The organism is Vibrio sp. 10N.286.55.E10, assembly GCF_002872555.1.
Lineage (GTDB): Bacteria > Pseudomonadota > Gammaproteobacteria > Enterobacterales > Vibrionaceae > Vibrio > Vibrio crassostreae.
Map to the genome: position 1 here is coordinate 1 of NZ_MCSD01000012.1, position 20,857 is coordinate 20,857.

Here is a 20,857-nt window from a genome sequence, read left to right on the forward strand (position 1 = left end):
TTAACTGACTGGCATTACGCCTTGGTGGGCGCTCTTTTCGTTGGTTTATATGGCTATCAACCTAATTGGTTGCGAGTAACTGACCGTATCGCTCAAGGTTATTTAGTCGAATCTCTGAGTTCGCAATAAATGTTGCTTTTGCTTTACCCGTTAACGATTTTGATTGAGGCAACTTCACGGTACGCGCATTTTTATGCACGCCATTGACTAAGAATTCATAGTGTAAATGCGGGCCAGTTACACGACCTGTTCCACCCAAAGTACCAATGGTTTGGCCTTGTTTTACGCGCTGACCAGTTTTCACCATACGTCGCTTCATGTGCAGGTACTTGGTAATGTAGGTGTTGCTGTGGCGGATAAACACGTAGTTACCATTGAATTGGTTGTAACCCGACTTTTGAACAATACCGTCACCTGCCGCCCAAATCGGAGTGCCAACAGGGGCAGCATAGTCAGTGCCGCGGTGAGCTCGAACCTTACCTGTTACTGGGTGTCTTCTGGTAGGATTAAAGTTCGATGTTACGCGACGAAAATCAATTGGTGAGCGCAAGAACGCTTTCTTCATCGCACGACCATTTTCGTCGTAGTAGTTACCAGTTTTATCGTCCAATACCGCGGTAAATGAATCACCTTGGTTTTTGAACACTGCCGCCATGATCTTGCCACGACCAATCACTTCGCCTTCAACCACTTTCTCTTGGTATAAGATTTTAAAGCTGTCGTTCTTACGAATATCCAATGCAAAGTCGATATCCCAACCAAAGATACCTGCCAGTTCCATAATTTGGTTTGCGGTTAAACCTGCGCTTACACCAGCGTTCCAGAAATTAGAGGTGATATTAGCTTCGGCATAGTTGTATTGGTATGCCACTTCTTTTTTGTCGAAGCTAGAGGAGAAAGAATCGCCAGACTTAGTGATCTTGAAGCTTTCAAACGCACTAAGTTGTCGCTTTAACTGAATAAGGTCGTTGTTTTCATCGAAGCCAAATTGCAAGACATCGCCAGGCCTTAGATTAGACAACTGCTTCTTAATATCATTATTGGTATTGAGTAGCGTGATCAGCAGGCGGTATGAAAGGCCAATACGCTCGAATAAAACAGAGGTACTTTCGCCTGAACGAACGGTGTATTTTTCCCAATTGAGTACTGCCGTTGGTGGTGCGTCACTTGAGCTAACAAGCGCAGATGCATCAATAGTCAGTGGATAATGTTTTCCCACAACTAAAGCGCCCGAATCGTCACGCAAACTGTTGACGTCGGGGAGTAAGAAAATCGCGACGAAAATTATGGCACTAAAAAATGCGATAAAAGCCCGGTGCAAAATAGGAAGGCGTGCAAAAATAGACAACATGTTCCGGTTCGTTCTGTAAATATTATGAAAATCGACGACGGAATAGTGTAACTGGTTTCAAAATACATCGCTATTCAAGTAAGATGTCTAATTAATGTATTTTTGCCAAATCTGTGGGAGTGAACAAGAATGGCGAGTATTGAAGCTGCACTAGCCGAGATCAAACGTGGCGTAGAAGAACTGATTCCAGAAGACGAACTGATTGCAAAACTAAAAGAAGGTCGTCCTTTACGCATTAAGCTGGGTGCCGATCCAACAGCTCCAGATATCCACCTAGGCCATACGGTTATCTTTAACAAGCTTCGTGCTTTCCAAGAGCTTGGTCATGAAGTGACATTCCTTATTGGTGATTTCACTGCAATGGTTGGTGACCCATCAGGTAAGAACTCAACGCGTCCACCGCTAAGCCGTGAAGACGTATTGAAGAATGCTGAAACTTACAAAGAACAAGTATTCAAGATTCTAGATCCTGCGAAAACGCAAATTCGTTTCAACTCTGAATGGCTATCTGAGCTTGGCGCTGAAGGCATGATTCGTCTTGCTTCTAACCAAACTGTTGCTCGTATGCTTGAGCGTGATGACTTCAAAAAGCGTTATGCTGGTGGTCAACCGATCGCAATCCACGAATTCATGTACCCACTTCTACAAGGTCACGACTCTGTTGCACTAGAGAGCGACGTTGAGCTTGGCGGTACTGACCAGAAGTTTAACCTTCTAATGGGTCGTGAACTGCAAAAAGCGTCAGGTCAAAAACCACAAGCGGTACTGATGATGCCACTACTTGTTGGTCTAGACGGCGTTAAGAAGATGTCTAAGTCTGCGCACAACTACATAGGTATCAGCGAAGCACCAAGCGAGATGTTTGGTAAAATCATGTCTATCTCTGACGATCTGATGTGGAGCTACTACGAGCTGCTGTCTTTCCGTCCTCTTGAAGAAGTTGCGGAACTGAAAGCTGGCGTTGATGCAGGTAAGAACCCGCGTGACGTTAAAGTACTTCTTGCTAAAGAGATCATCGCGCGTTTCCATAGCGAAGCAGATGCTGATGCAGCAGAGCAAGAGTTCGTTAACCGTTTTGCTAAGAACCAAGTTCCTGATGAAATGCCAGAATTCGAATTCGAAGCTGGCCTGCCAATTGCGAACGTTCTAAAAGAAGCAGGTCTTGTAAACTCGACTTCTGATGCGATGCGTATGATCAAGCAAGGCGCGGCTAAGCTTGAAGGCGAGAAGATTGAAGACAGCAAATTCGTACCTGAAGCAGGTACTGCCGTTTACCAAGTAGGTAAGCGTAAGTTTGCTCGTATTACTATTAAGTAATAATGCACATCAATGATTGAGCCAAAGGCATCCACGGATGCCTTTTTTATTGACCGAAAGTTGACGAAACTTTGAAACGCCTATTGCTACACTATGCGCGCTGTCAAATTGACAGTAATTCTGGAGATTTTTATGAACAATACCGACCATCCTCCTAGTTTGAATGGAGAAGAATAACCTGTCTCGGTATTGATCTATTGTCCTGCCGTTCAGGTAGGGTATCTTTGTTTTTCCCCCTCATTCTTTTCCACACACTAGATTCTAACAAGTAGACACACCAGTAGCTTTCAGCTCTTGGTGCGCATAAATCTATAAATCTATGCTATTTGTTTTGATGGTCGTTACCTTTGCCAATCGGGAGATTCGCCATGACGGTAATGAACAACACTTTTTTATCTATTGAAGCTCTGTACTCAGAGCAAGACATCCAAGCTGTGTCGAATGCATTTCAACAGTACGGACGTGAACAACAAATTAACCTTTTGAACCGAATGCCGCTCGAAGATGCGGTGTTAGTGCTGGGGCAATGCTCTCTTAGTACGATTCAGACTTTACTTAGTGAGCTAGAAGAGCAGGGCTTTGAGAAGCGCTCTCGACATCTAGCTCACCAACTAGGGCTGATTTACTCAGAGGTAGAACCTCAGCAGGGCTATCTTTCTACTGGCGTCATGAGCCACGTTAGACAGCGTATCGGTTGGATTATTGCGTTAGCACTATTGGGCATCGTCTCAGGGCTTATCATCGCTCAATATGAAGACATTCTCAGTCAGTTGGTACTTTTGGCTATCTACATGCCGGTAATTGCTGCAGCTGGTGGTAATACCGGGACACAAGCTGCGACTTTGGTTATCAGAGCCTTAGCCACAGGTGAGTTAAAAAAACGCCAATGGGCTAACGTTCTGTGGAAAGAGTTTAGAGTCGCTATTTGTTTGGCTTTAGCTATTGCTGTGGTGATGATTGGACGTATTCTGCTATTTAGCGAAAACCAATCGACAGGTGGCTATGACATCAACATGATTGCGTTAGCGATTGCGGTAGCGCTGTTTATTCAGGTGACCATATCAACTGTGCTCGGCGGAGGGTTACCGATCGTTGCTAGGCTATTCAAGCTGGATCCAGCGGTGTTAGTGAGTCCAGTGCTTGCTTCGATAGTTGATATCTCAGGAATGTGGATCTATTTCACTGTCGTGAACTCATTCCTAGGAATTGCTTAAAAGCTGATAAAAATAGCTAAATACATCTGAGAAATAAAAATGGCGCTGAAGATTGAAGGTCTTCAGCGCCATTTTTTAGGTAGAGGTTTACAAAGAGCCAAACATTACTTCGATTTGCTTTGTGTTTGACTGAACTCAACTACATCTTTGTAGAAAGCACGCTCAAACTGGGTGATTGGAGCCTCTACCGGTCTGTCTGGATCTTGCTCTTCAGGGAAGTAATCACGAATAAACTGCACAAACAAAGAGTTTGGTTTCCCGGACTCATCTAAACCATATCCCGCCATGTTGTACGTTCCGTACAAAGAACCACTTTTGGCTGTGATGTTGCCTTGAATCGGTGCTTTTCTCATGCTTTGACGGTATTTGAGCGTTCCATCAGTGCCTGATGTAGGCATAGCCTCAATTAGGTTGAGCTGTTGATCGTTTTCCCAGATATAACGAAGCACTTGAGCCATGGTCTGTGACCTCATTCGGTTATTTCTAGATAGCCCTGAACCATCGACGAGCTGCGCTTTACTGAGGTCAATATTAGCCTTGGTCAGCAATATCTGCTTTATCGCTTCAGTACCGTTATTGAAACTGCCTGGTTGAACATAAAATGTGGCTCCTAGCGTTTTAGTTAGATTATCTGCGATAAGGTTATCTGACTTCTTGAGCATGATATCGAGCAGTTCAGGAAGCTTTTCTGAGTGATGGCTAGCCACTAACGTCGTCTTGTTTGTGCTTTCCTTAGTTCCAATGATCACATCCCCCTTTACTTGTATTTTCAGCTCTTTAAGTAGTGATCTCACCACTTGAGAGGTGTAAAGCTCAGGATTTTGAATAGCGAACTTTAGTGGTAATGGCTTCTTACGTTCCACTAAGCAACCAGATAGCGTGTACGAGTTGTTTGGTGTGGTGATGAGCTCTAAGTCGCACTGTGTGGCTTTTTGTCCTGAGCGCGTCACAGTGGCTGCATTGGTTGTCACGTCGATTGGGTAATGGGTTGGAATATAGACGCGAGTGCTGCCGTTATCTTTTGTATAAATAGAGGCTTGTGCGCAGTTACTGTCTAAGGTCATTGCACTAGAAGGCGCGCTGTAACAAACGCCTAGAATGTCCCAAGGCCAACCAACGGCTCGCTGATAGCCGGTATAAGCCGAGTTATCGAGGTATAAGTTGCCTTTGATGGCTCTGGATTGAGACTTAGCGTATTGAGCTAAAAGGCTTTTAAGCTGTTCTCGTTGCAAGGTTGGGTCGCCACTAAATGAAATGATAGAGTCATTCCCAGAACGAGCAATGCTGGTCGTGTAGTGAAAGTCATCCCCTAACTCCAACTTAGCCGCCAACGCTGTCACCAGCTTTAAAGTACTAGCGGGGGGATAGAAGCCATCACTGTTGGAATTCATTTTGTTTGAATCGCCTTTCAGGGATTCCAAAATTACACTGGTGCTACTGCCATCAGGCAGTTTATTTAGAGGGGGGTAAGCGAAAGCGTTAACTGAGAAAGCGCTAATGGAAAAACTACATACAAGTAGTGTGGATAGAAGGCGCATAGAAGATTTCTTGGATGGCTGATGTTTTCAGTATACAGATATAAAAAAACGCCCGCTATCTAGCGGGCGTTTTGATTCTCAATTAACTAATTAATCAATTAGATAATCAGAATTAGAAGTCGTAACGTAGACCTAGAGCTAGCTCGTCTTCAGCTTGTGCTTTAGTTGCACCGAAGTTAGCTGGAATGCCTGCTGTACCGAACTTGTCACCTTCAGAGATTAGGTTGAAGTTGTACGAGATGTACGTACGGAAGTTAGGCTTGAAGTAGTAAGTCGCATCGATAGCAACGTTGTCAGCAGATGTGTCGCCGTTTGTTTCTGCGTTGTTGTACGTTAGCGTGAATGCAGTTTTTTCTAGTGTGTATGCTGTTGCGAATTCGTAACCAGTGTAATCACCGTTATCTTTCGCTAGCTCACCGTCTGTGAATGTACCAGCAAAGTATAGAGCGTCAGTGCGGTAAGAAGCCGCTAGCATGTACTCGTTTTGCTCGTCTTGATCAGCGTAACCAGCACCTAGCTTGAAGCCAGAGTCACCGATAGCGTAGATACCAGATAGAGAGTAACCATCTGCATCATTATCATCGTAAGAAATTACAGTGTCGCCAACTTTGTTTTCTGTGCGGTCAGCAAAACGGTAGCTTGCTTTAACGCTTAGGTCTTGGAATTGACCTTTGTAAGAAACCATGTTGTCTGAACGATCTGCTACAGCAATTTTCATCGCCGCAGAGTTACCGTGGTAAGACATGATATCGGTAAAGTCTGTGATTACACCTAGTGCACCGTCGTTTTTACCGTAAGTCACTTCACCGAATGCACCGCCGATACCAGCGTACGTGTAACGGTTAGTAATGTCACCGTCGTTGTTATCAGTAGAACCGCCGTTTTCAGCAGTTGTGAATTCGCCTTCGTAGAAACCAACACCGTATAGGCCGTCTTGGATTTCCACTTTACCTAGGAAGTTAAGACGTACACGTGTTTTGTCTTCAGCTTTGCCGTCTTTTAGAGATAGACGAGCTTCCGCACGACCACCGATCTCTAGAGAAGTGCCGTTTGAGCTGTATACAGAAGTACCGTCAATACCACCAGCTTGTTTACCGTCGGCTGCCACTGCGTTAGTAGCAAGAGCTGCAGCAGATACAGCAAGCGCAATCATAGTCTTGTTCATGTTATTATTTCCTAATTACTGTCCATAGAAGTTTTATCAAGGATTTGAACCCTTTTGTGTATTGCCTGTATTAATCAGGCTTCATAACCATGATTAGAACAGAAGTCTGAAAAATGCCAGTGCAATCCATGGGTTACTTTTTACCTCTAAAGTTCCATAGTCAGTTAGTAAAATGATATAAAACTAAAAAATGAACACTGTTTTATTATATCTCTTGTTATTTAAGTTTATGTTTTAAATTGATTTTTACAAAAGTGTGATCTGTGTTTATTTTGTTTGTTTTTTGTTTTTTTAGGTATTTGTTTCTGGGCTTATTGATGGGGAGGTTATTATTCATTTTTGTGATGTCTGTAATTTAGACCTAGATAAAGCTTTTATAACGCAAAGTGGAATAAAGGTGATTTAGCCATAAAGTTTGTTTACACTAAGCCAAATCGTTTTGTTTCTATCACCTAATAACTATGTTGGGTGTATTTATGTTGGCCAAAGAAAGCTTTGGCATAGAGGTAAAAAATGGAAAAGGTTCCAATGACAGTACGTGGCGCTCAGCAGCTACGTGACGAATTAGATCGCCTACTTAAGCTACGCCCTGTTATCTCAGCAGCTATTGGTGAAGCACGTGAACTAGGTGATCTGAAAGAGAATGCTGAATACCACGCCGCTCGTGAAGAGCAGGGTATTTGTGAAGCTCAGATCCGTGATATTGAATATAAGTTATCACTGGCTCAGATCATCGATGTAACGCAAATGGATAATACGGGCAAGATTATCTTTGGTACGACAGTGACGCTAATCGATGTGGATACAGACGAAGAGTACCGCTACCAAATCGTTTCAGAAGACGAAGCAGACATCAAAACGGGTCGTATTTCTGTGAAATCGCCAATTGCTCGCGGCCTTATCGGTAAAATGGAAGGTGACGAAGTTATGATCTCTACCCCAGGTGGCGACAAAGATTTCGAAATCGACAAAGTAGAATATATCTAATTGAATTTTCTTTGTTTCTAATAAGTAAAAAGGTCGCTAAATGCGACCTTTTTCGTTTCTCACGCTACACTAAAAGATAAGCGCTGTGGCTTCCTATTTAGTGAAGTTAGCTTATATTAAGCTCGCTTATTTACGTGGAATCTCGATTTTACGTGCTTCTGACTGACGGAACAGTACTAGAACTTTACCGATAGTCTGTACTTTCTCAGCTTTAGTTTCACGTACAATTGCATCGATAATCAGTTGCTTAGTCTCACGGTCTTCTGATGCAACTTTAATCTTGATCAGTTCGTGGTGGTCTAGAGCTAATTCGATTTCCGCTAGAACAGCTTCAGTAAGTCCATTTGCGCCCATTAGCACAACAGGTTTTAAACTGTGAGCTAGGCCCTTTAGATGCTGCTTTTGTTTGGTACTTAGGTTCATTACGCGGCCAATTTTCTTTACTATTAGGGTTGAAAAAACCTATTTTAACGCCATCTAAAGCTGAAGACTATAATTTATTCAGCAATTAGTACTTTCCTCCAATTTAGGTATCCAATGAGCAAACAGAAACACTCGGCCAGTTCAGGCCGTTGGTTGAAGGAACACTTCGACGACAAGTACGCAAATGAAGCAAGAAAGAAAGGCTATCGTTCACGTGCTTATTTCAAAATGGAAGAGATTCAAACGAAAGATAAATTGCTGTCTCCTGGGATGACCATTGTGGATTTGGGTGCAGCACCTGGCGGTTGGTCTCAATATGCTGCTAAGATTGTTGGAGACAACGGACAAATCATTGCGTGTGACTTGTTACCAATGGACCCGATTGCTGGCGTTAGCTTTTTACAAGGCGATTTCCGCGAAGAAGCTGTGCTAGATGCCTTGTTGGAGCGTATACAACCAAACATGGTTGATGTCGTGATGTCAGATATGGCACCTAATATAGCAGGCAACAATTCTGTGGATCAGCCAAGAGCTATGTATTTAGTTGAATTAGCTTTGGATATGTGTCGACAAGTTCTAGCTACCAATGGTAGTTTTGTTGTAAAAGTATTCCAAGGCGAAGGGTTTGACCAATACGTTAAGGACGTCCGCGAGATGTTTAAAACAGTAAAAGTTAGAAAACCCGACTCTTCTCGAGCTCGATCTCGTGAAGTGTTTATCGTAGCCACTGGTTACAAAGGTTAACGATTCTCTTCCAATAGTGAGAGTTAACAACATGGCTACAGGTTACAAACTGTAGTACCCTACCTTTAATTACAATTAGTTATCGAGAGGCTTACACCTTGAGTGACATGGCAAAAAATTTAATTCTGTGGCTTGTTATCGCGGTAGTGTTGATGTCGGTATTCCAGAGCTTTGGCCCTGGGGAAAGTAACGGCAGAGCAGTAGATTACACCACGTTTGTACAGGAAGTTGGCCAAGGCCAGATTCAAGACGCACAGTTCAATAACAGCGAAATCACTTTCACACGTCGTGGTGGTGGCTCTAAGTATGTAACTTACATGCCTGTTTATGATCAAAAGCTACTTGATGACTTAATTAATCAAAACGTAAAAGTTCAGGGTACACCACCTGAAGAACAGAGCCTGCTTGGCACTATCTTCATCTCATGGTTCCCTATGATCTTACTGATTGGTGTATGGATTTTCTTCATGCGTCAAATGCAAGGCGGCGGCGGCGGTAAAGGCGCGATGTCTTTCGGTAAGAGTAAAGCTCGAATGATGAGCGAAGAACAAATCAAAACGATGTTTGCTGATGTTGCTGGTTGTGACGAAGCAAAAGAAGACGTGAAAGAGCTTGTGGATTACCTTCGTGACCCAAGCCGCTTCCAAAAGCTAGGTGGTAAGATCCCGACAGGTATCTTGTTGGTTGGTCCTCCTGGTACGGGTAAAACATTGCTTGCAAAAGCGATTGCCGGTGAAGCGAAAGTACCGTTCTTTACTATCTCTGGTTCTGACTTCGTTGAAATGTTTGTTGGTGTTGGTGCATCTCGTGTGCGTGACATGTTCGAACAAGCGAAGAAAGCGGCACCTTGTATCATCTTTATCGATGAAATCGATGCTGTAGGTCGTCAACGTGGCGCTGGTGTTGGTGGTGGTCACGATGAACGTGAACAAACACTGAACCAAATGCTGGTTGAGATGGATGGTTTCGAAGGTAACGAAGGTATTATCGTTATCGCTGCGACTAACCGTCCAGACGTACTAGACCCTGCATTACTTCGTCCTGGTCGTTTTGACCGTCAAGTTGTGGTTGGTCTACCAGATGTACGTGGTCGTGAACAGATTCTTAAAGTACACATGCGTAAAGTGCCACTATCGGGTGATGTTGAACCATCTCTGATTGCTCGTGGTACTCCAGGTTTCTCTGGTGCAGATCTTGCGAACCTTGTGAACGAAGCGGCGCTGTTTGCTGCTCGTGGTAACAAGCGTAATGTATCTATGGTTGAGTTCGAACTAGCTAAAGACAAAATCATGATGGGTGCAGAGCGCCGTTCAATGGTGATGTCTGAAGAAGTGAAAGAGTCAACGGCTTACCACGAAGCGGGTCACGCAATTGTTGGTCGCTTGGTGCCTGAACACGATCCAGTGTACAAGGTTTCAATCATTCCACGTGGTCGTGCGCTTGGTGTAACTATGTACCTACCTGAGCAAGACCGCGTAAGCATGTCTCGCCAACATCTAGAATCAATGATCTCTAGTTTGTACGGTGGTCGTCTTGCTGAAGAACTTATCTACGGTAAAGACAAAGTTTCGACTGGTGCGTCTAACGATATCGAACGTGCAACTGATATTGCTCGTAAGATGGTAACGCAGTGGGGCTTCTCAGAAAAACTGGGTCCTCTTCTATATGCTGAAGAAGAAGGCGAAGTTTTCCTAGGTCGCGGTATGAGCCAAGCGAAACATGTTTCTGACGATACGACTAAGCTGATCGATGAAGAAATTCGTATTCTAATCGACCGCAACTATGCTCGTGCGAAGCAAATTCTTGAAGAGAACATGGATATCATGCACTCGATGAAAGACGCGCTAATGAAGTTTGAAACGATTGATGCAGGTCAGATTGATGACTTGATGGAACGTAAAGACGACATTCGTGAGCCAGCTGGTTGGGGTGATCAGGCGAAAGCAGAACCTGCAAAGGAAGAAGCTAAACCTGAAGCGAAATCAGAAGAAGCAGCAGCCGAACCAAAAGCTGAAGAGTCGCAAGTTGAAGAAGTTAAGTCTGAATCAGATGATGCTCAAAACAAAGATTCTTAATCACTAGGCTTTAAATTAAAACCCTGAGTACGCTCAGGGTTTTTCTGTTTATAGCCCAAGATGTTTTTACCTTTAAGACCCACCTTCCATGATATTAAAAGCACATAATAAAACGCTCGTTTTAGACCGCCCACATGTGATGGGTATCCTCAATGTTACGCCTGACTCTTTCTCTGATGGCGGGAAATTCAATTCATTAGATAATGCTTTACTGCAAGCAGAGCGAATGATTCAAGCAGGTGTTAGCATTATTGACATTGGTGGTGAGTCAACTCGCCCGGGAGCACCTGACGTATCTTTAGAAGAAGAGCTCGCTCGCGTTATACCTGCCATTAAAGCAATTCGCGCCAAGTTCGATGTGTGGATCTCTATTGATACCAGTAAAGCTGAAGTGATGCGCCAAGCCGTTGAAGCAGGGGCTGATTTGATCAATGATGTGCGCGCATTGCAAGAGCCCGGAGCTCTAGAGGCAGCCGCCGATGCTAATGTGCCAGTTTGCCTGATGCACATGAAAGGTCAGCCAAGAACCATGCAAGCCAACCCAAATTACGATGATGTCCTAACGGATGTTGAAGCGTTCTTAAAAGAAAGGGTAGAAGCGTGTGAGGCTGTTGGCATACCAAAAGATCAGCTGATTTTGGATCCTGGTTTTGGTTTTGGTAAAACCATTGAGCATAATTACCACCTATTAGCGCACCTTGAAAAATTTCACAGGCTTGGGTTGCCAGTCTTAGCGGGGATGTCGAGAAAGTCTATGATCTTTAAGCTACTAGACAAAGCTCCAGCAGATTGCATGGTTGCTAGCGTCACTTGCGCTACCATCGCTGCAATCAAAGGTGCACAAATTATTCGCGTTCACGATGTTGAAGATACATTGGAAGCGATGAAGATAATCGAAGTGATGAATAACAATCACTAATCATAATTAAGGAAAATCAATATGTCTGATAAGAGACGTTACTTCGGCACAGATGGTGTACGTGGCAAAGTTGGCCAATACCCGATTACACCTGATTTTGTTCTGAAGCTTGGCTGGGCTGCGGGTCGTGTTCTTGCGAAACAGGGCACTAAGAAAGTCATCATTGGTAAAGACACCCGTATCTCTGGCTACATGCTGGAGTCTGCTCTAGAAGCTGGTCTCGCTGCTGCGGGTCTTCAGGCTACTTTTACTGGCCCAATGCCAACACCAGCCGTGGCTTACCTAACACAAACGTTCCGCGCTGAAGCTGGTATTGTTATCTCAGCATCACACAACCCTTACTACGATAACGGTATTAAGTTCTTCTCTTCTGAGGGAACAAAGCTACCGGACGATATCGAGTTGGCGATTGAAGCTGAACTGGACAAAGACATTGAATGCGTTGATTCTTCGGAGCTAGGCAAAGCAGTACGTTTGAACGATGCCGCTGGCCGTTACATCGAGTTCTGTAAAAGTACGTTCCCACATAAAATGACATTAGCTGGCATGAAGATCGTTATCGATTGTGCCCATGGTGCCACTTACCACATTGCGCCTGCTGTATTTAAAGAGCTGGGTGCTGAGGTTGTGGCTATTGGTGTTGAGCCAAATGGTACTAACATCAACCACGAAGTAGGCGCGACGGATGTACGTGCTCTGCAAGCTAAAGTGCTTGAAGAAAAAGCGGCATTAGGTCTGGGCTTTGATGGTGACGGCGACCGTATCATCATGGTTGACGAGCTAGGCAACAAAGTTGATGGTGACCAAATCGCTTACATCATTGCACGCGATGCACTGCGTCGTGGTGAGTTGAAAGGTGGTGTTGTTGGTACACTAATGACCAACCTGGGTATGGAAAATGGCCTTAAGCAGTTAGGTATTCCGTTTGTTCGTGCTGCAGTTGGTGACCGTTACGTAATGGAGCAACTTCTTGCTAAAGGCTGGAAGATTGGAGCAGAGAACTCGGGTCACGTTATCCTATTAGATAAAGTAACGACGGGTGATGCTATCGTTGCTGCGCTGCAAGTATTGGCTTCAGTTGTTGATAGCGAAATGACTCTGAATGAGCTGTCTCAGGGCATGACGTTGTACCCGCAAGTTCTAGAAAACGTTCGTTTCAGTGGAGACTCAAACCCACTAGAAGCAGAAGCAGTAAAAGCAGCTGTTGTTGAAGTTGAAGCTGAACTTGGCGAGAAAGGTCGTGTGCTATTACGTAAGTCTGGTACAGAGCCACTATTGCGTGTGATGGTTGAAGGCGAAGATGCTGAGCTTGTTCAAGCATCCGCGCTTAAGATTGCCGATGCAGTAAAAGCAAACTGCTAATTTAACCTTTTACTAAACAGGCGCAATGAATAGCGCCTGTGATTAGAAGTGATTGACTTATATAACGGTCAAAAGAGACGTAAATGAGTTTTGTGCCGCTTTTGACCTTTTTTTGACCATTCACTTGGTAAAGGCTTATTTTTTAGCAAATTCTCCTTGTCAGCCATCGTCGCATTCGCTAGTATTGCTCGGCCTTCAGTTAGGAGGTCGCTAGCCTTGTTCTTAAAAATAGTTTTTTGAACGGCGCTGGCTCAACAATTAGGAACATAGGTGGAAAAATGTTTACAGTTCTACTTGTGATTTACCTGTTGGCAGCGCTTGGTGTAATTGGCCTAGTGTTGATTCAACAAGGTAAAGGCGCAGATATGGGAGCCTCTTTCGGTGCTGGCGCTTCAAACACTGTGTTTGGTGCTGGTGGCTCAGGAAATTTCCTTACCCGAATGACTGCAATTTTTGCAACTACATTTTTTATCCTTAGCTTAGTGCTTGGTAATATGTCTACACATAAAACTGAGTCACAATGGATTGACCCGACTCAAGGTCAGGTAATTCAACAAGCTGATGATGCAGTGAGTGAAGTTCCGGCGCAAGGCGACGAAATTCCACAATAATCTGTAAAGATTTGATGCCGAGATGGTGAAATTGGTAGACACGCTAGCATGAGGTGCTAGTGCCTTAGGGTGTGAGGGTTCGAGTCCCTCTCTCGGCACCATGTTTACAAACTTGTAAAACATCTTGTTGGGCGTATAATGCTCGCAAGTCGGACGCGGGATGGAGCAGTTTGGTAGCTCGTCGGGCTCATAACCCGAAGGTCGTCGGTTCAAATCCGGCTCCCGCAACCAATTTCAATGCTATTATATAGCTTGTATTGGTAGCAAGTTTGCACAGTGTGAACCTCACTGTGAGTTAAGTGTGATATCGAATGTGATGGCACTTAACATATAAGGGTCCAGCAACAAAAACCCCGGCTTATACGGGGTTTTTTGTTATCTAAGCATTTATAAATGCGCTTAGATAATGTTTGCTTGGAATTTAAATTGGGCTTTGAGCCCTTTTTTTGTTTCTGGAGTGGTTAAATGACTGGTTTAGAAAGACAACTTACTGAAATGCTTGACGCTCCAGTAGCAGCATCAGGTTATGAGTTAGTTGGATTAGAATTTATTCGTGCTGGTGAGCACTCAACGCTACGTATTTACATCGATTCACCAAACGGTATCAATGTAGATGATTGCGCTGAAGTTAGTCACCAAGTAAGTGCCGTAATGGACGTTGAAGATCCAATTTCAGTGGCTTATAACCTTGAAGTGTCTTCACCAGGTTTAGAGAGACCACTGTTCAAAGCAGAGCATTACCAACAATTTATTGGTCACGAGGTAAGCATCGTTTTGAAAATGGCTGTCGGCAACCGTCGTAAATGGAAAGGTGATATCCAATCTATCGAAGGCGAGACAGTGAAAGTATTGGTTGAAGGACAAGAAGAAGAATTCGTCCTGAGCAATATTGCGAAAGCTAACCTGATCCCTAAATTTTAGTTCTCCTAGAGAGAAGAGCTTAAGAGGCTAGATTAATGAACAAAGAAATTTTGGCGGTAGTAGAAGCTGTTTCTAATGAGAAAGCAGTTCCTCGTGAGCGTATTTTTGAAGCGCTTGAAATCGCGCTTGCAACGGCAACAAAAAAGAAAAGCGAACTAGAAATTGAAGTTCGTGTTGAAATCGACCGTAAAACGGGTGATTTCGAAACTTTCCGTCGTTGGGAAGCTGTTGAGGAAGTTGAATTCCCAACAAAAGAAATCTCTATTGAAGCTGCAAAGTACGATGACCCAGAGATCGAACTTGGCGGTTTCATTGAAGATGACATCGAATCAGTAACGTTTGACCGTATTACCACTCAAACGGCTAAGCAAGTTATCGTACAGAAAGTACGTGAAGCTGAACGCGCTCAAATCGTTGAACAGTTTATTGATAACGAAGGTGAGCTAGTAACTGGTGCAGTTAAGAAAGTTAACCGTGACACTATTATCCTAGACCTAGGTAACAACGCTGAAGCGGTAATCCTTCGTGATGACCAACTTCCTCGTGAAAACTTCCGTCCAGGTGACCGTGTTCGTGGTCTTCTTTACGCAGTTAAACCAGAAGCTCGCGGTTTCCAGCTTTTCGTTACTCGTTCGAAGCCAGAAATGCTAGCTGAACTATTCCGTGTTGAAGTGCCTGAGATTGGTGAAGAGCTAATTGAACTTAAAGGTGCTGCACGTGACGCGGGTTCTCGTGCTAAAATCGCTGTGAAAACAAACGACAAACGTATTGACCCAGTTGGTGCGTGTGTTGGTATGCGTGGTGCACGTGTGCAAGCTGTTTCTAACGATCTTGGCGGTGAGCGTATTGATATCGTTCTTTGGGATGATAACCCGGCTCAATTCGTAATCAACGCAATGGCTCCTGCTGATGTTGCTTCAATCATCGTTGATGAAGACGCACACTCTATGGATATCGCTGTTGAAGCGGATAACCTAGCACAAGCTATCGGTCGTAGCGGTCAAAACGTACGTCTAGCTTCTCAACTTACTGGTTGGGAACTGAACGTAATGACTGTTGCTGACCTTGAGAAGAAGCACCAAGAAGAAGCAGTTGCTTCTATTGAAAACTTCATGAAGCACCTAGACATTGAAGAAGACTTTGCTCAAATGCTTGTTGAAGAAGGCTTCTCTACGCTTGAAGAAGTAGCATACGTTCCTGTGAACGAGCTTCTTGAAGTAGATGGTCTAGATGAAGGTATCGTTGAAGAACTACGTAACCGCGCGAAAGACGCACTGACTACTCTAGCGCTAGCGAAAGAAGAAACTTTCGATGGTGTTGAGCCTGCTGAAGACTTACTTGCACTTGAAGGTCTTGAGCGTGAAATGGCTTACAAGCTAGCAGCAAAAGGCGTTGCGACATTGGAAGACCTAGCTGACCAAGGCGTTGATGAACTAGAAGGCATCGAAGACCTAACTGCAGAGCGCGCAGGCGAGCTAATTATGGCTGCGCGTAACATCTGTTGGTTCGGCGACGAAGAATAATTCAGCAAGGAGAGAAAGCGGTATGACACAATTAACAGTTAAAGCACTGAGTGAAGAGATTGGTACGCCAGTTGACCGCTTAATTGAACAACTTGCTGATGCAGGCATGAAGAAATCAGGGTCGGATCAAGTGACTGATTCAGAGAAGCAAACATTGCTAACGCACCTTAAAAAGGAGCACGGCGATACTTCTGGTGAAACAGAACCGACTCGTTTAACTCTTCAACGCAAGACCCGCAGCACGCTAAGTGTTGCCGCTGGAGGCGGTAAGAGTAAGGATGTTCAAGTAGAGGTACGTAAAAAACGTACTTACGTGAAGCGCAGCACTATTGAAGATGAAGCGAAACGTGAAGCTGAGGAAGCGGCTAATCGTGAAGCGGAAGAGAAAGCACAACGCGATGCTGAAGAGCAAGCGAAACGTGATGCTGCAGAGAAAGCACAGCGCGAAGCCGAAGAAAAAGTAACACGTGAAGCGGATGCAAAACGTGAAGCTGAAGAGAAGGCTCAACGCGCACAAGCTGAAAAGGCTAAAAAAGACATGAATTCAAAAAATGCAGACGCTAACGCACAAGCGAAAAAAGAAGCGGATGAACTTAAAGCTCGTCAAGAGCTAGAAGCAACTCGTAAAGCAGAAGCTGAAGCAGCTAAGCTTGTTGAAGAAGCTCGTAAGTTAGCAGAAGAGAACCAAGAACGTTGGTCTGAAGAAGAGAAGAAGAAGAAAGAGCAAGAGAAATCTGCGGATTACCATGTGACTACTTCTACTTACGCTCGTGAAGCTGAAGATGCGGCAGATAAGAAAGATGAGAAAGCACCTCGTCGTCGCAAGAAGAAAGCAGCTCCTGCTAACCAACCTGCAAACAACCGTGGTGGTCGTAACCAACGTGGTCGTGGCGGTAAAGGTAAGCTTGCTAAACCAACTTCAATGCAGCAAGGCTTCGATAAGTCAGCGACTGTTGCTAAATCTGACGTTGCTATCGGCGAAACTATCGTTGTTTCTGAACTGGCGAGCAAAATGTCAGTTAAAGCAACTGAAGTTATCAAAGTAATGATGAAGATGGGCGCTATGGCGACTATCAACCAAGTGATCGACCAAGAAACAGCACAACTTGTTGCTGAAGAAATGGGTCACAAGGTAATCCTGCGTAAAGAAAACGAACTTGAAGAAGCAGTACTAGCTGACCGTGATAGCGATGCTATCGCTGAAGGTCGTGCTCCTGTTGTTACTATCATGGGTCACGTTGACCACGGTAAAACTTCAACACTTGATTACATTCGTAAAGCACACGTTGCTTCTGGCGAAGCTGGCGGTATCACGCAGCACATTGGTGCTTACCACGTAGATACTGACAACGGCATGATCACTTTCCTTGATACTCCTGGACACGCGGCGTTTACAGCTATGCGTGCTCGTGGTGCTCAAGCGACAGATATCGTTGTACTAGTAGTTGCAGCAGATGATGGCGTAATGCCACAAACAATCGAAGCAATCCAGCACGCGAAAGCGGCAGGCGTTCCTCTGATTGTTGCTGTGAACAAGATCGATAAAGAGGGTGCAAACCCAGACAACGTTAAGAATGAGCTAGCTCAATACGACGTTATCCCTGAAGAATGGGGTGGCGAGAACATCTTCGTTCACATCTCTGCAAAACAGGGGACAAACATCGATGGTCTTCTAGAAGCAATCCTTCTTCAGTCTGAAGTTCTTGAGCTTACAGCGGTTAAAGAAGGCATGGCGTCTGGTGTTGTTGTTGAATCTCGTCTTGATAAAGGTCGCGGTCCAGTTGCAACAGTACTAGTACAGTCTGGTACTCTAAACAAAGGCGACATCGTTCTTTGTGGTCAAGAGTACGGCCGTGTTCGTGCAATGCGCGATGAGAACGGCAGAGACATCGAAACTGCAGGTCCATCTATCCCTGTAGAAATTCTAGGTCTTTCTGGCGTACCTGCGTCAGGTGACGAAGCGACTGTTGTACGTGATGAGCGTAAAGCACGTGAAGTTGCGAACTACCGTCAAGGTAAATTCCGTGATGTTAAACTAGCTCGCCAACAAAAAGCGAAACTAGAGAACATGTTCGCGAACATGACAGCTGGTGAAGTTGCTGAACTTAACGTTGTACTTAAAGCTGACGTTCAAGGTTCTGTAGAAGCAATTGCTGACTCTCTACTGAAGCTGTCAACTGACGAAGTTAAAGTGAACATCGTAGGTTCTGGTGTTGGTGGTATTACTGAAACTGATGCAACTCTTGCAGCAGCTTCTAACGCTATCATCCTTGGTTTCAACGTTCGTGCTGACGCAACTGCGCGTAACACGGTTCAGAACGAAAACCTAGATCTGCGTTACTACTCAATTATTTACCAACTGATTGACGAAGTTAAACAGGCGATGGGCGGTATGCTTGCTCCTGAATTCCGTCAAGAGATCATTGGTCTTGCACAAGTTCGTGACGTATTTAAGTCGCCTAAACTTGGTGCAATCGCTGGTTGTATCGTTACTGAAGGTACGATTAAGCGTAGCAACCCAATCCGTGTACTTCGTGAAAACGTTGTTATCTACGAAGGTGAACTAGAGTCACTTCGTCGCTTTAAAGATGACGTTCAAGAAGTTAAGAACGGTTACGAGTGTGGTGTCGGCGTTAAGAACTACAACGACGTTCGCGTTGGTGACCAGATCGAAGTATTCGAAATCGTTGAGGTTAAACGTACTCTAGACTAATCAGTCTGTACGACTCGACATATTGACTAAGGTTACTAACATTACTAATAAAGGTAATAAGTAATCGGTTGTTGAATACACCATGGGGGGCTGGTAATTACCAAGCCCCCCATCTTTCTAAGTGAGAAAAGAAAATGTCAAAAGAATTTAGCCGCACACAACGTGTGTCTCAGCAGCTTCAAAAAGAACTTGCTCTTATCCTCCAACGTGAAGTTCGTGACTCACGTATTGGTATGGTAACTATCTCAGACGTAGAAGTGTCTCGTGACCTTGCTTACGCAAAAGTGTTCGTGACTTTCCTATGTGTTGGTGAGCAAACACCTGAATCATGTCTTAAAGCTCTTAAAGAGCATGAAGTGCCAGTTCGTATGGCTCTTGGTAAGCGTATTCGCCACCGCCTAACGCCTGAAGTTCGTTTTACTTATGACAACACACTAGTCGAAGGCATGCGTATGTCTAACCTAGTAAGTGAAGTTCTGAACGACGACAAGCGTAAGCAAGAAGAAGCTGGCCGCACTGACGAAACTCAGTCTAAGGGCGAAGAGTAATGGCTCGCCGTCGTAAAGGTCGCCCTATCAACGGGGTAATTCTATTAGATAAGCCGACAGGCATTTCGTCTAATGATGCACTGCAAAAAGTAAAGCGTATTTACTTTGCAGAGAAGGCAGGGCACACAGGTGCTCTGGATCCTCTTGCGACTGGCATGCTGCCAATTTGTCTTGGTGAAGCAACGAAGTTCTCTCAGTTTCTTCTAGATTCTGATAAGCGCTACGTTGTTATCGCTAAGCTTGGTGAGCGTACCAATACCTCTGACTCTGATGGTGAAGTGGTAGAGACACGTGATGTCAACGTGACTAAAGAACAGCTTGAGCGTTGCATTGCGAGCTTCAAGGGTGAAACCGATCAGATACCATCAATGTTTTCGGCATTGAAGTATCAAGGTAAGCCTTTGTACGAATACGCGCGTGCAGGTATCGAGGTTCCTCGTGAGTCTCGTAAAATCACTGTGTACTCTATTGAATTGCTTCGCTTTGAAGGTGATGAAGTTGAAATGGAAGTGCATTGTTCGAAAGGCACATACATCCGTACAATTACCGACGATCTTGGTGAAATGCTCGGTTGTGGTGCTCACGTGACCATGCTTCGTCGTACAGGTGTCGCGAAGTACCCATACGAGCGTATGGTGACTTTGGAGCAGTTAAACGAGATCTTAGAGCAAGCACAGGCGCAAGAAATTGCACCGAAAGAGCTGCTTGACCCACTGCTGATGCCAATGGACACTGCCGTTGAAGATTTACCAGAAGTAAACCTGAACGCGGAACTGACTGACCTTGTTCAGCACGGTATGCCCGTCCAGGTTGCTGGTGCGCCAACTGAAGGCACGGTTCGTATGACAAGTGGCGAAGAGAAGCTGTTTGTCGGCGTTGCTCAGATTGCTGAAGATGGCCGAGTTGCACCGAAGCGTTTGGTTGTTTTCAGAGATGAAGAACCACAAGCGTAGCGCTGACATCGAATCAAATCTTAGCGGTTCGTTTTGAAAAGTGAGCAAATAAGACAGAAAGCGAACGCCTAATATAGGTGGTTCGCTTTTTTCGTTTTTAATGGGTTCGATTGTTATTGCACCAACTGACAAACTTCCCTATAATCCTCGGCTCGCGTAGCGGCTGAATCAGAGATTGGCTGCTACAAATATAAACTTACTCTTATCAGGAGAGAATTATGTCTCTGAATGCAGAAACTAAAGCAGCAATCGTTGCAGAATACGCACAATCTGAAGGCGACACAGGTTCACCAGAAGTACAAGTAGCACTACTTACTGCTTCTATCAACCACCTACAAGGTCACTTCAAAGCGCACAAACACGATCACCACAGCCGTCGTGGTCTACTACGTATGGTTTCTAGCCGTCGTAAGCTTCTTGATTACTTGAAAGGCAAAAACCTTGCTCGTTACCAAGACCTAATCAAGCGTCTAGGCCTACGTCGCTAATAGCG

The 20,857-nt window shown here is 44.6% G+C and carries 18 protein-coding genes and 2 tRNA genes; 16 read left to right on the plus strand and 4 right to left on the minus strand.

What is annotated here, in order from left to right; translation table 11 throughout:
* Positions 1-61 precede the first annotated feature (61 nt).
* A complete protein-coding gene (locus BCV39_RS08800) occupies positions 62-1,351 on the minus strand; it encodes a peptidoglycan DD-metalloendopeptidase family protein (protein WP_102431659.1) in 1,290 nt (429 codons plus the stop codon).
* Positions 1,352-1,480: 129 nt separating this feature from the next.
* Here BCV39_RS08800 and tyrS point away from each other — a divergent pair, with 129 nt between their 5' ends.
* Together tyrS and BCV39_RS08815 are read left to right on the plus strand one after the other, a co-directional pair.
* Positions 1,481-2,668 carry a tyrosine--tRNA ligase gene (gene tyrS / locus BCV39_RS08805; RefSeq protein ID WP_102431660.1) on the plus strand — a complete coding sequence of 396 codons (1,188 nt, stop codon included), beginning with the start codon at positions 1,481-1,483 and terminating at the stop codon, positions 2,666-2,668.
* A gap of 368 nt (positions 2,669-3,036) precedes the next feature.
* A complete protein-coding gene (locus BCV39_RS08815) occupies positions 3,037-3,882 on the plus strand; it encodes a magnesium transporter (RefSeq protein WP_017068902.1) in 846 nt (281 codons plus the stop codon).
* Between the two features lie 104 nt (positions 3,883-3,986).
* On the opposite strand, the gene dacB is transcribed toward BCV39_RS08815, so the two are convergent.
* Positions 3,987-5,420 (minus strand): serine-type D-Ala-D-Ala carboxypeptidase, encoded by a 1,434-nt coding sequence (gene dacB, locus BCV39_RS08820; RefSeq protein WP_102431661.1) that lies wholly within the window; start codon positions 5,418-5,420, stop codon positions 3,987-3,989.
* A gap of 112 nt (positions 5,421-5,532) precedes the next feature.
* The gene (locus tag BCV39_RS08825; RefSeq protein WP_048658162.1) at positions 5,533-6,585 is read right to left on the minus strand and encodes a porin; all 1,053 of its coding nucleotides are present in this window, start codon (positions 6,583-6,585) and stop codon (positions 5,533-5,535) included.
* 513 nt (positions 6,586-7,098) lie between these two features.
* On the opposite strand from BCV39_RS08825, the gene greA reads away from it, so the two are divergent.
* Positions 7,099-7,572, plus strand: coding sequence for a transcription elongation factor GreA (greA, locus tag BCV39_RS08830; RefSeq protein WP_102433387.1), 474 nt, complete (start codon positions 7,099-7,101; stop codon positions 7,570-7,572).
* Positions 7,573-7,698: 126 nt separating this feature from the next.
* On the opposite strand, the gene yhbY is transcribed toward greA, so the two are convergent.
* Entirely contained in the window at positions 7,699-7,995 is a 297-nt protein-coding gene (yhbY, locus tag BCV39_RS08835) for a ribosome assembly RNA-binding protein YhbY (RefSeq protein ID WP_004738252.1), read from the minus strand.
* Between the two features lie 114 nt (positions 7,996-8,109).
* On the opposite strand from yhbY, the gene rlmE reads away from it, so the two are divergent.
* The 13 genes from rlmE to rpsO all read left to right on the plus strand — a co-directional run bounded on the left by rlmE (position 8,110) and on the right by rpsO (position 20,852).
* Positions 8,110-8,739: a 23S rRNA (uridine(2552)-2'-O)-methyltransferase RlmE gene (gene rlmE, locus BCV39_RS08840; protein WP_017059396.1), complete on the plus strand. Its 630-nt coding sequence runs from the start codon at positions 8,110-8,112 to the stop codon at positions 8,737-8,739.
* Positions 8,740-8,846: 107 nt separating this feature from the next.
* Positions 8,847-10,814, plus strand: a complete 1,968-nt coding sequence (gene ftsH / locus BCV39_RS08845; RefSeq protein WP_048658160.1) for an ATP-dependent zinc metalloprotease FtsH — start codon at positions 8,847-8,849, stop codon at positions 10,812-10,814.
* A gap of 88 nt (positions 10,815-10,902) precedes the next feature.
* Entirely contained in the window at positions 10,903-11,733 is an 831-nt protein-coding gene (gene folP, locus BCV39_RS08850) for a dihydropteroate synthase (RefSeq protein WP_102433385.1), read from the plus strand.
* A 21-nt stretch (positions 11,734-11,754) separates the two neighbouring features.
* Complete coding sequence (glmM, locus tag BCV39_RS08855; protein ID WP_017059393.1) at positions 11,755-13,095, plus strand: phosphoglucosamine mutase; 1,341 nt, start codon at positions 11,755-11,757, stop codon at positions 13,093-13,095.
* Between the two features lie 278 nt (positions 13,096-13,373).
* Positions 13,374-13,706, plus strand: a complete 333-nt coding sequence (secG, locus tag BCV39_RS08865) for a preprotein translocase subunit SecG (protein WP_017059392.1) — start codon at positions 13,374-13,376, stop codon at positions 13,704-13,706.
* A gap of 16 nt (positions 13,707-13,722) precedes the next feature.
* Positions 13,723-13,807: transfer RNA gene (locus tag BCV39_RS08870), tRNA-Leu, on the plus strand.
* Positions 13,808-13,860: 53 nt separating this feature from the next.
* A tRNA-Met gene (locus BCV39_RS08875) sits at positions 13,861-13,937 on the plus strand.
* Between the two features lie 234 nt (positions 13,938-14,171).
* Entirely contained in the window at positions 14,172-14,627 is a 456-nt protein-coding gene (gene rimP, locus BCV39_RS08880; RefSeq protein WP_004738265.1) for a ribosome maturation factor RimP, read from the plus strand.
* Positions 14,628-14,662: 35 nt separating this feature from the next.
* Complete coding sequence (gene nusA, locus BCV39_RS08885; protein WP_017059230.1) at positions 14,663-16,150, plus strand: transcription termination factor NusA; 1,488 nt, start codon at positions 14,663-14,665, stop codon at positions 16,148-16,150.
* Positions 16,151-16,172: 22 nt separating this feature from the next.
* Positions 16,173-18,863 carry a translation initiation factor IF-2 gene (gene infB, locus BCV39_RS08890; protein ID WP_055319587.1) on the plus strand — a complete coding sequence of 897 codons (2,691 nt, stop codon included), beginning with the start codon at positions 16,173-16,175 and terminating at the stop codon, positions 18,861-18,863.
* Between the two features lie 134 nt (positions 18,864-18,997).
* The gene (gene rbfA, locus BCV39_RS08895) at positions 18,998-19,411 is read left to right on the plus strand and encodes a 30S ribosome-binding factor RbfA (RefSeq protein ID WP_017065964.1); all 414 of its coding nucleotides are present in this window, start codon (positions 18,998-19,000) and stop codon (positions 19,409-19,411) included.
* Complete coding sequence (gene truB, locus BCV39_RS08900) at positions 19,411-20,364, plus strand: tRNA pseudouridine(55) synthase TruB (RefSeq protein WP_102433384.1); 954 nt, start codon at positions 19,411-19,413, stop codon at positions 20,362-20,364. Before rbfA ends, truB begins: the two co-directional genes overlap by 1 nt.
* 218 nt (positions 20,365-20,582) lie before the next feature.
* A complete protein-coding gene (rpsO, locus tag BCV39_RS08905) occupies positions 20,583-20,852 on the plus strand; it encodes a 30S ribosomal protein S15 (protein ID WP_010436144.1) in 270 nt (89 codons plus the stop codon).
* Positions 20,853-20,857: the final 5 nt, after the last annotated feature.

Excerpts from the sequence above, each read along its gene's own strand:
- BCV39_RS08825 (WP_048658162.1), bottom strand. The coding sequence starts at position 6,585 with ATGAACAAGACTATGATTGCGCTTGCTGTATCTGCTGCAGCTCTTGCT.
- truB (WP_102433384.1), top strand. The coding sequence starts at position 19,411 with ATGGCTCGCCGTCGTAAAGGTCGCCCTATCAACGGGGTAATTCTATTA.
- rimP (WP_004738265.1), top strand. The coding sequence starts at position 14,172 with ATGACTGGTTTAGAAAGACAACTTACTGAAATGCTTGACGCTCCAGTA.
- tyrS (WP_102431660.1), top strand. The coding sequence starts at position 1,481 with ATGGCGAGTATTGAAGCTGCACTAGCCGAGATCAAACGTGGCGTAGAA.
- ftsH (WP_048658160.1), top strand. The coding sequence starts at position 8,847 with ATGGCAAAAAATTTAATTCTGTGGCTTGTTATCGCGGTAGTGTTGATG.
- rbfA (WP_017065964.1), top strand. The coding sequence starts at position 18,998 with ATGTCAAAAGAATTTAGCCGCACACAACGTGTGTCTCAGCAGCTTCAA.
- greA (WP_102433387.1), top strand. The coding sequence starts at position 7,099 with ATGGAAAAGGTTCCAATGACAGTACGTGGCGCTCAGCAGCTACGTGAC.
- BCV39_RS08800 (WP_102431659.1), bottom strand. The coding sequence starts at position 1,351 with ATGTTGTCTATTTTTGCACGCCTTCCTATTTTGCACCGGGCTTTTATC.
- yhbY (WP_004738252.1), bottom strand. The coding sequence starts at position 7,995 with ATGAACCTAAGTACCAAACAAAAGCAGCATCTAAAGGGCCTAGCTCAC.
- dacB (WP_102431661.1), bottom strand. The coding sequence starts at position 5,420 with ATGCGCCTTCTATCCACACTACTTGTATGTAGTTTTTCCATTAGCGCT.
- infB (WP_055319587.1), top strand. The coding sequence starts at position 16,173 with ATGACACAATTAACAGTTAAAGCACTGAGTGAAGAGATTGGTACGCCA.
- BCV39_RS08815 (WP_017068902.1), top strand. The coding sequence starts at position 3,037 with ATGACGGTAATGAACAACACTTTTTTATCTATTGAAGCTCTGTACTCA.
- secG (WP_017059392.1), top strand. The coding sequence starts at position 13,374 with ATGTTTACAGTTCTACTTGTGATTTACCTGTTGGCAGCGCTTGGTGTA.
- rpsO (WP_010436144.1), top strand. The coding sequence starts at position 20,583 with ATGTCTCTGAATGCAGAAACTAAAGCAGCAATCGTTGCAGAATACGCA.
- glmM (WP_017059393.1), top strand. The coding sequence starts at position 11,755 with ATGTCTGATAAGAGACGTTACTTCGGCACAGATGGTGTACGTGGCAAA.
- nusA (WP_017059230.1), top strand. The coding sequence starts at position 14,663 with ATGAACAAAGAAATTTTGGCGGTAGTAGAAGCTGTTTCTAATGAGAAA.
- rlmE (WP_017059396.1), top strand. The coding sequence starts at position 8,110 with ATGAGCAAACAGAAACACTCGGCCAGTTCAGGCCGTTGGTTGAAGGAA.
- folP (WP_102433385.1), top strand. The coding sequence starts at position 10,903 with ATGATATTAAAAGCACATAATAAAACGCTCGTTTTAGACCGCCCACAT.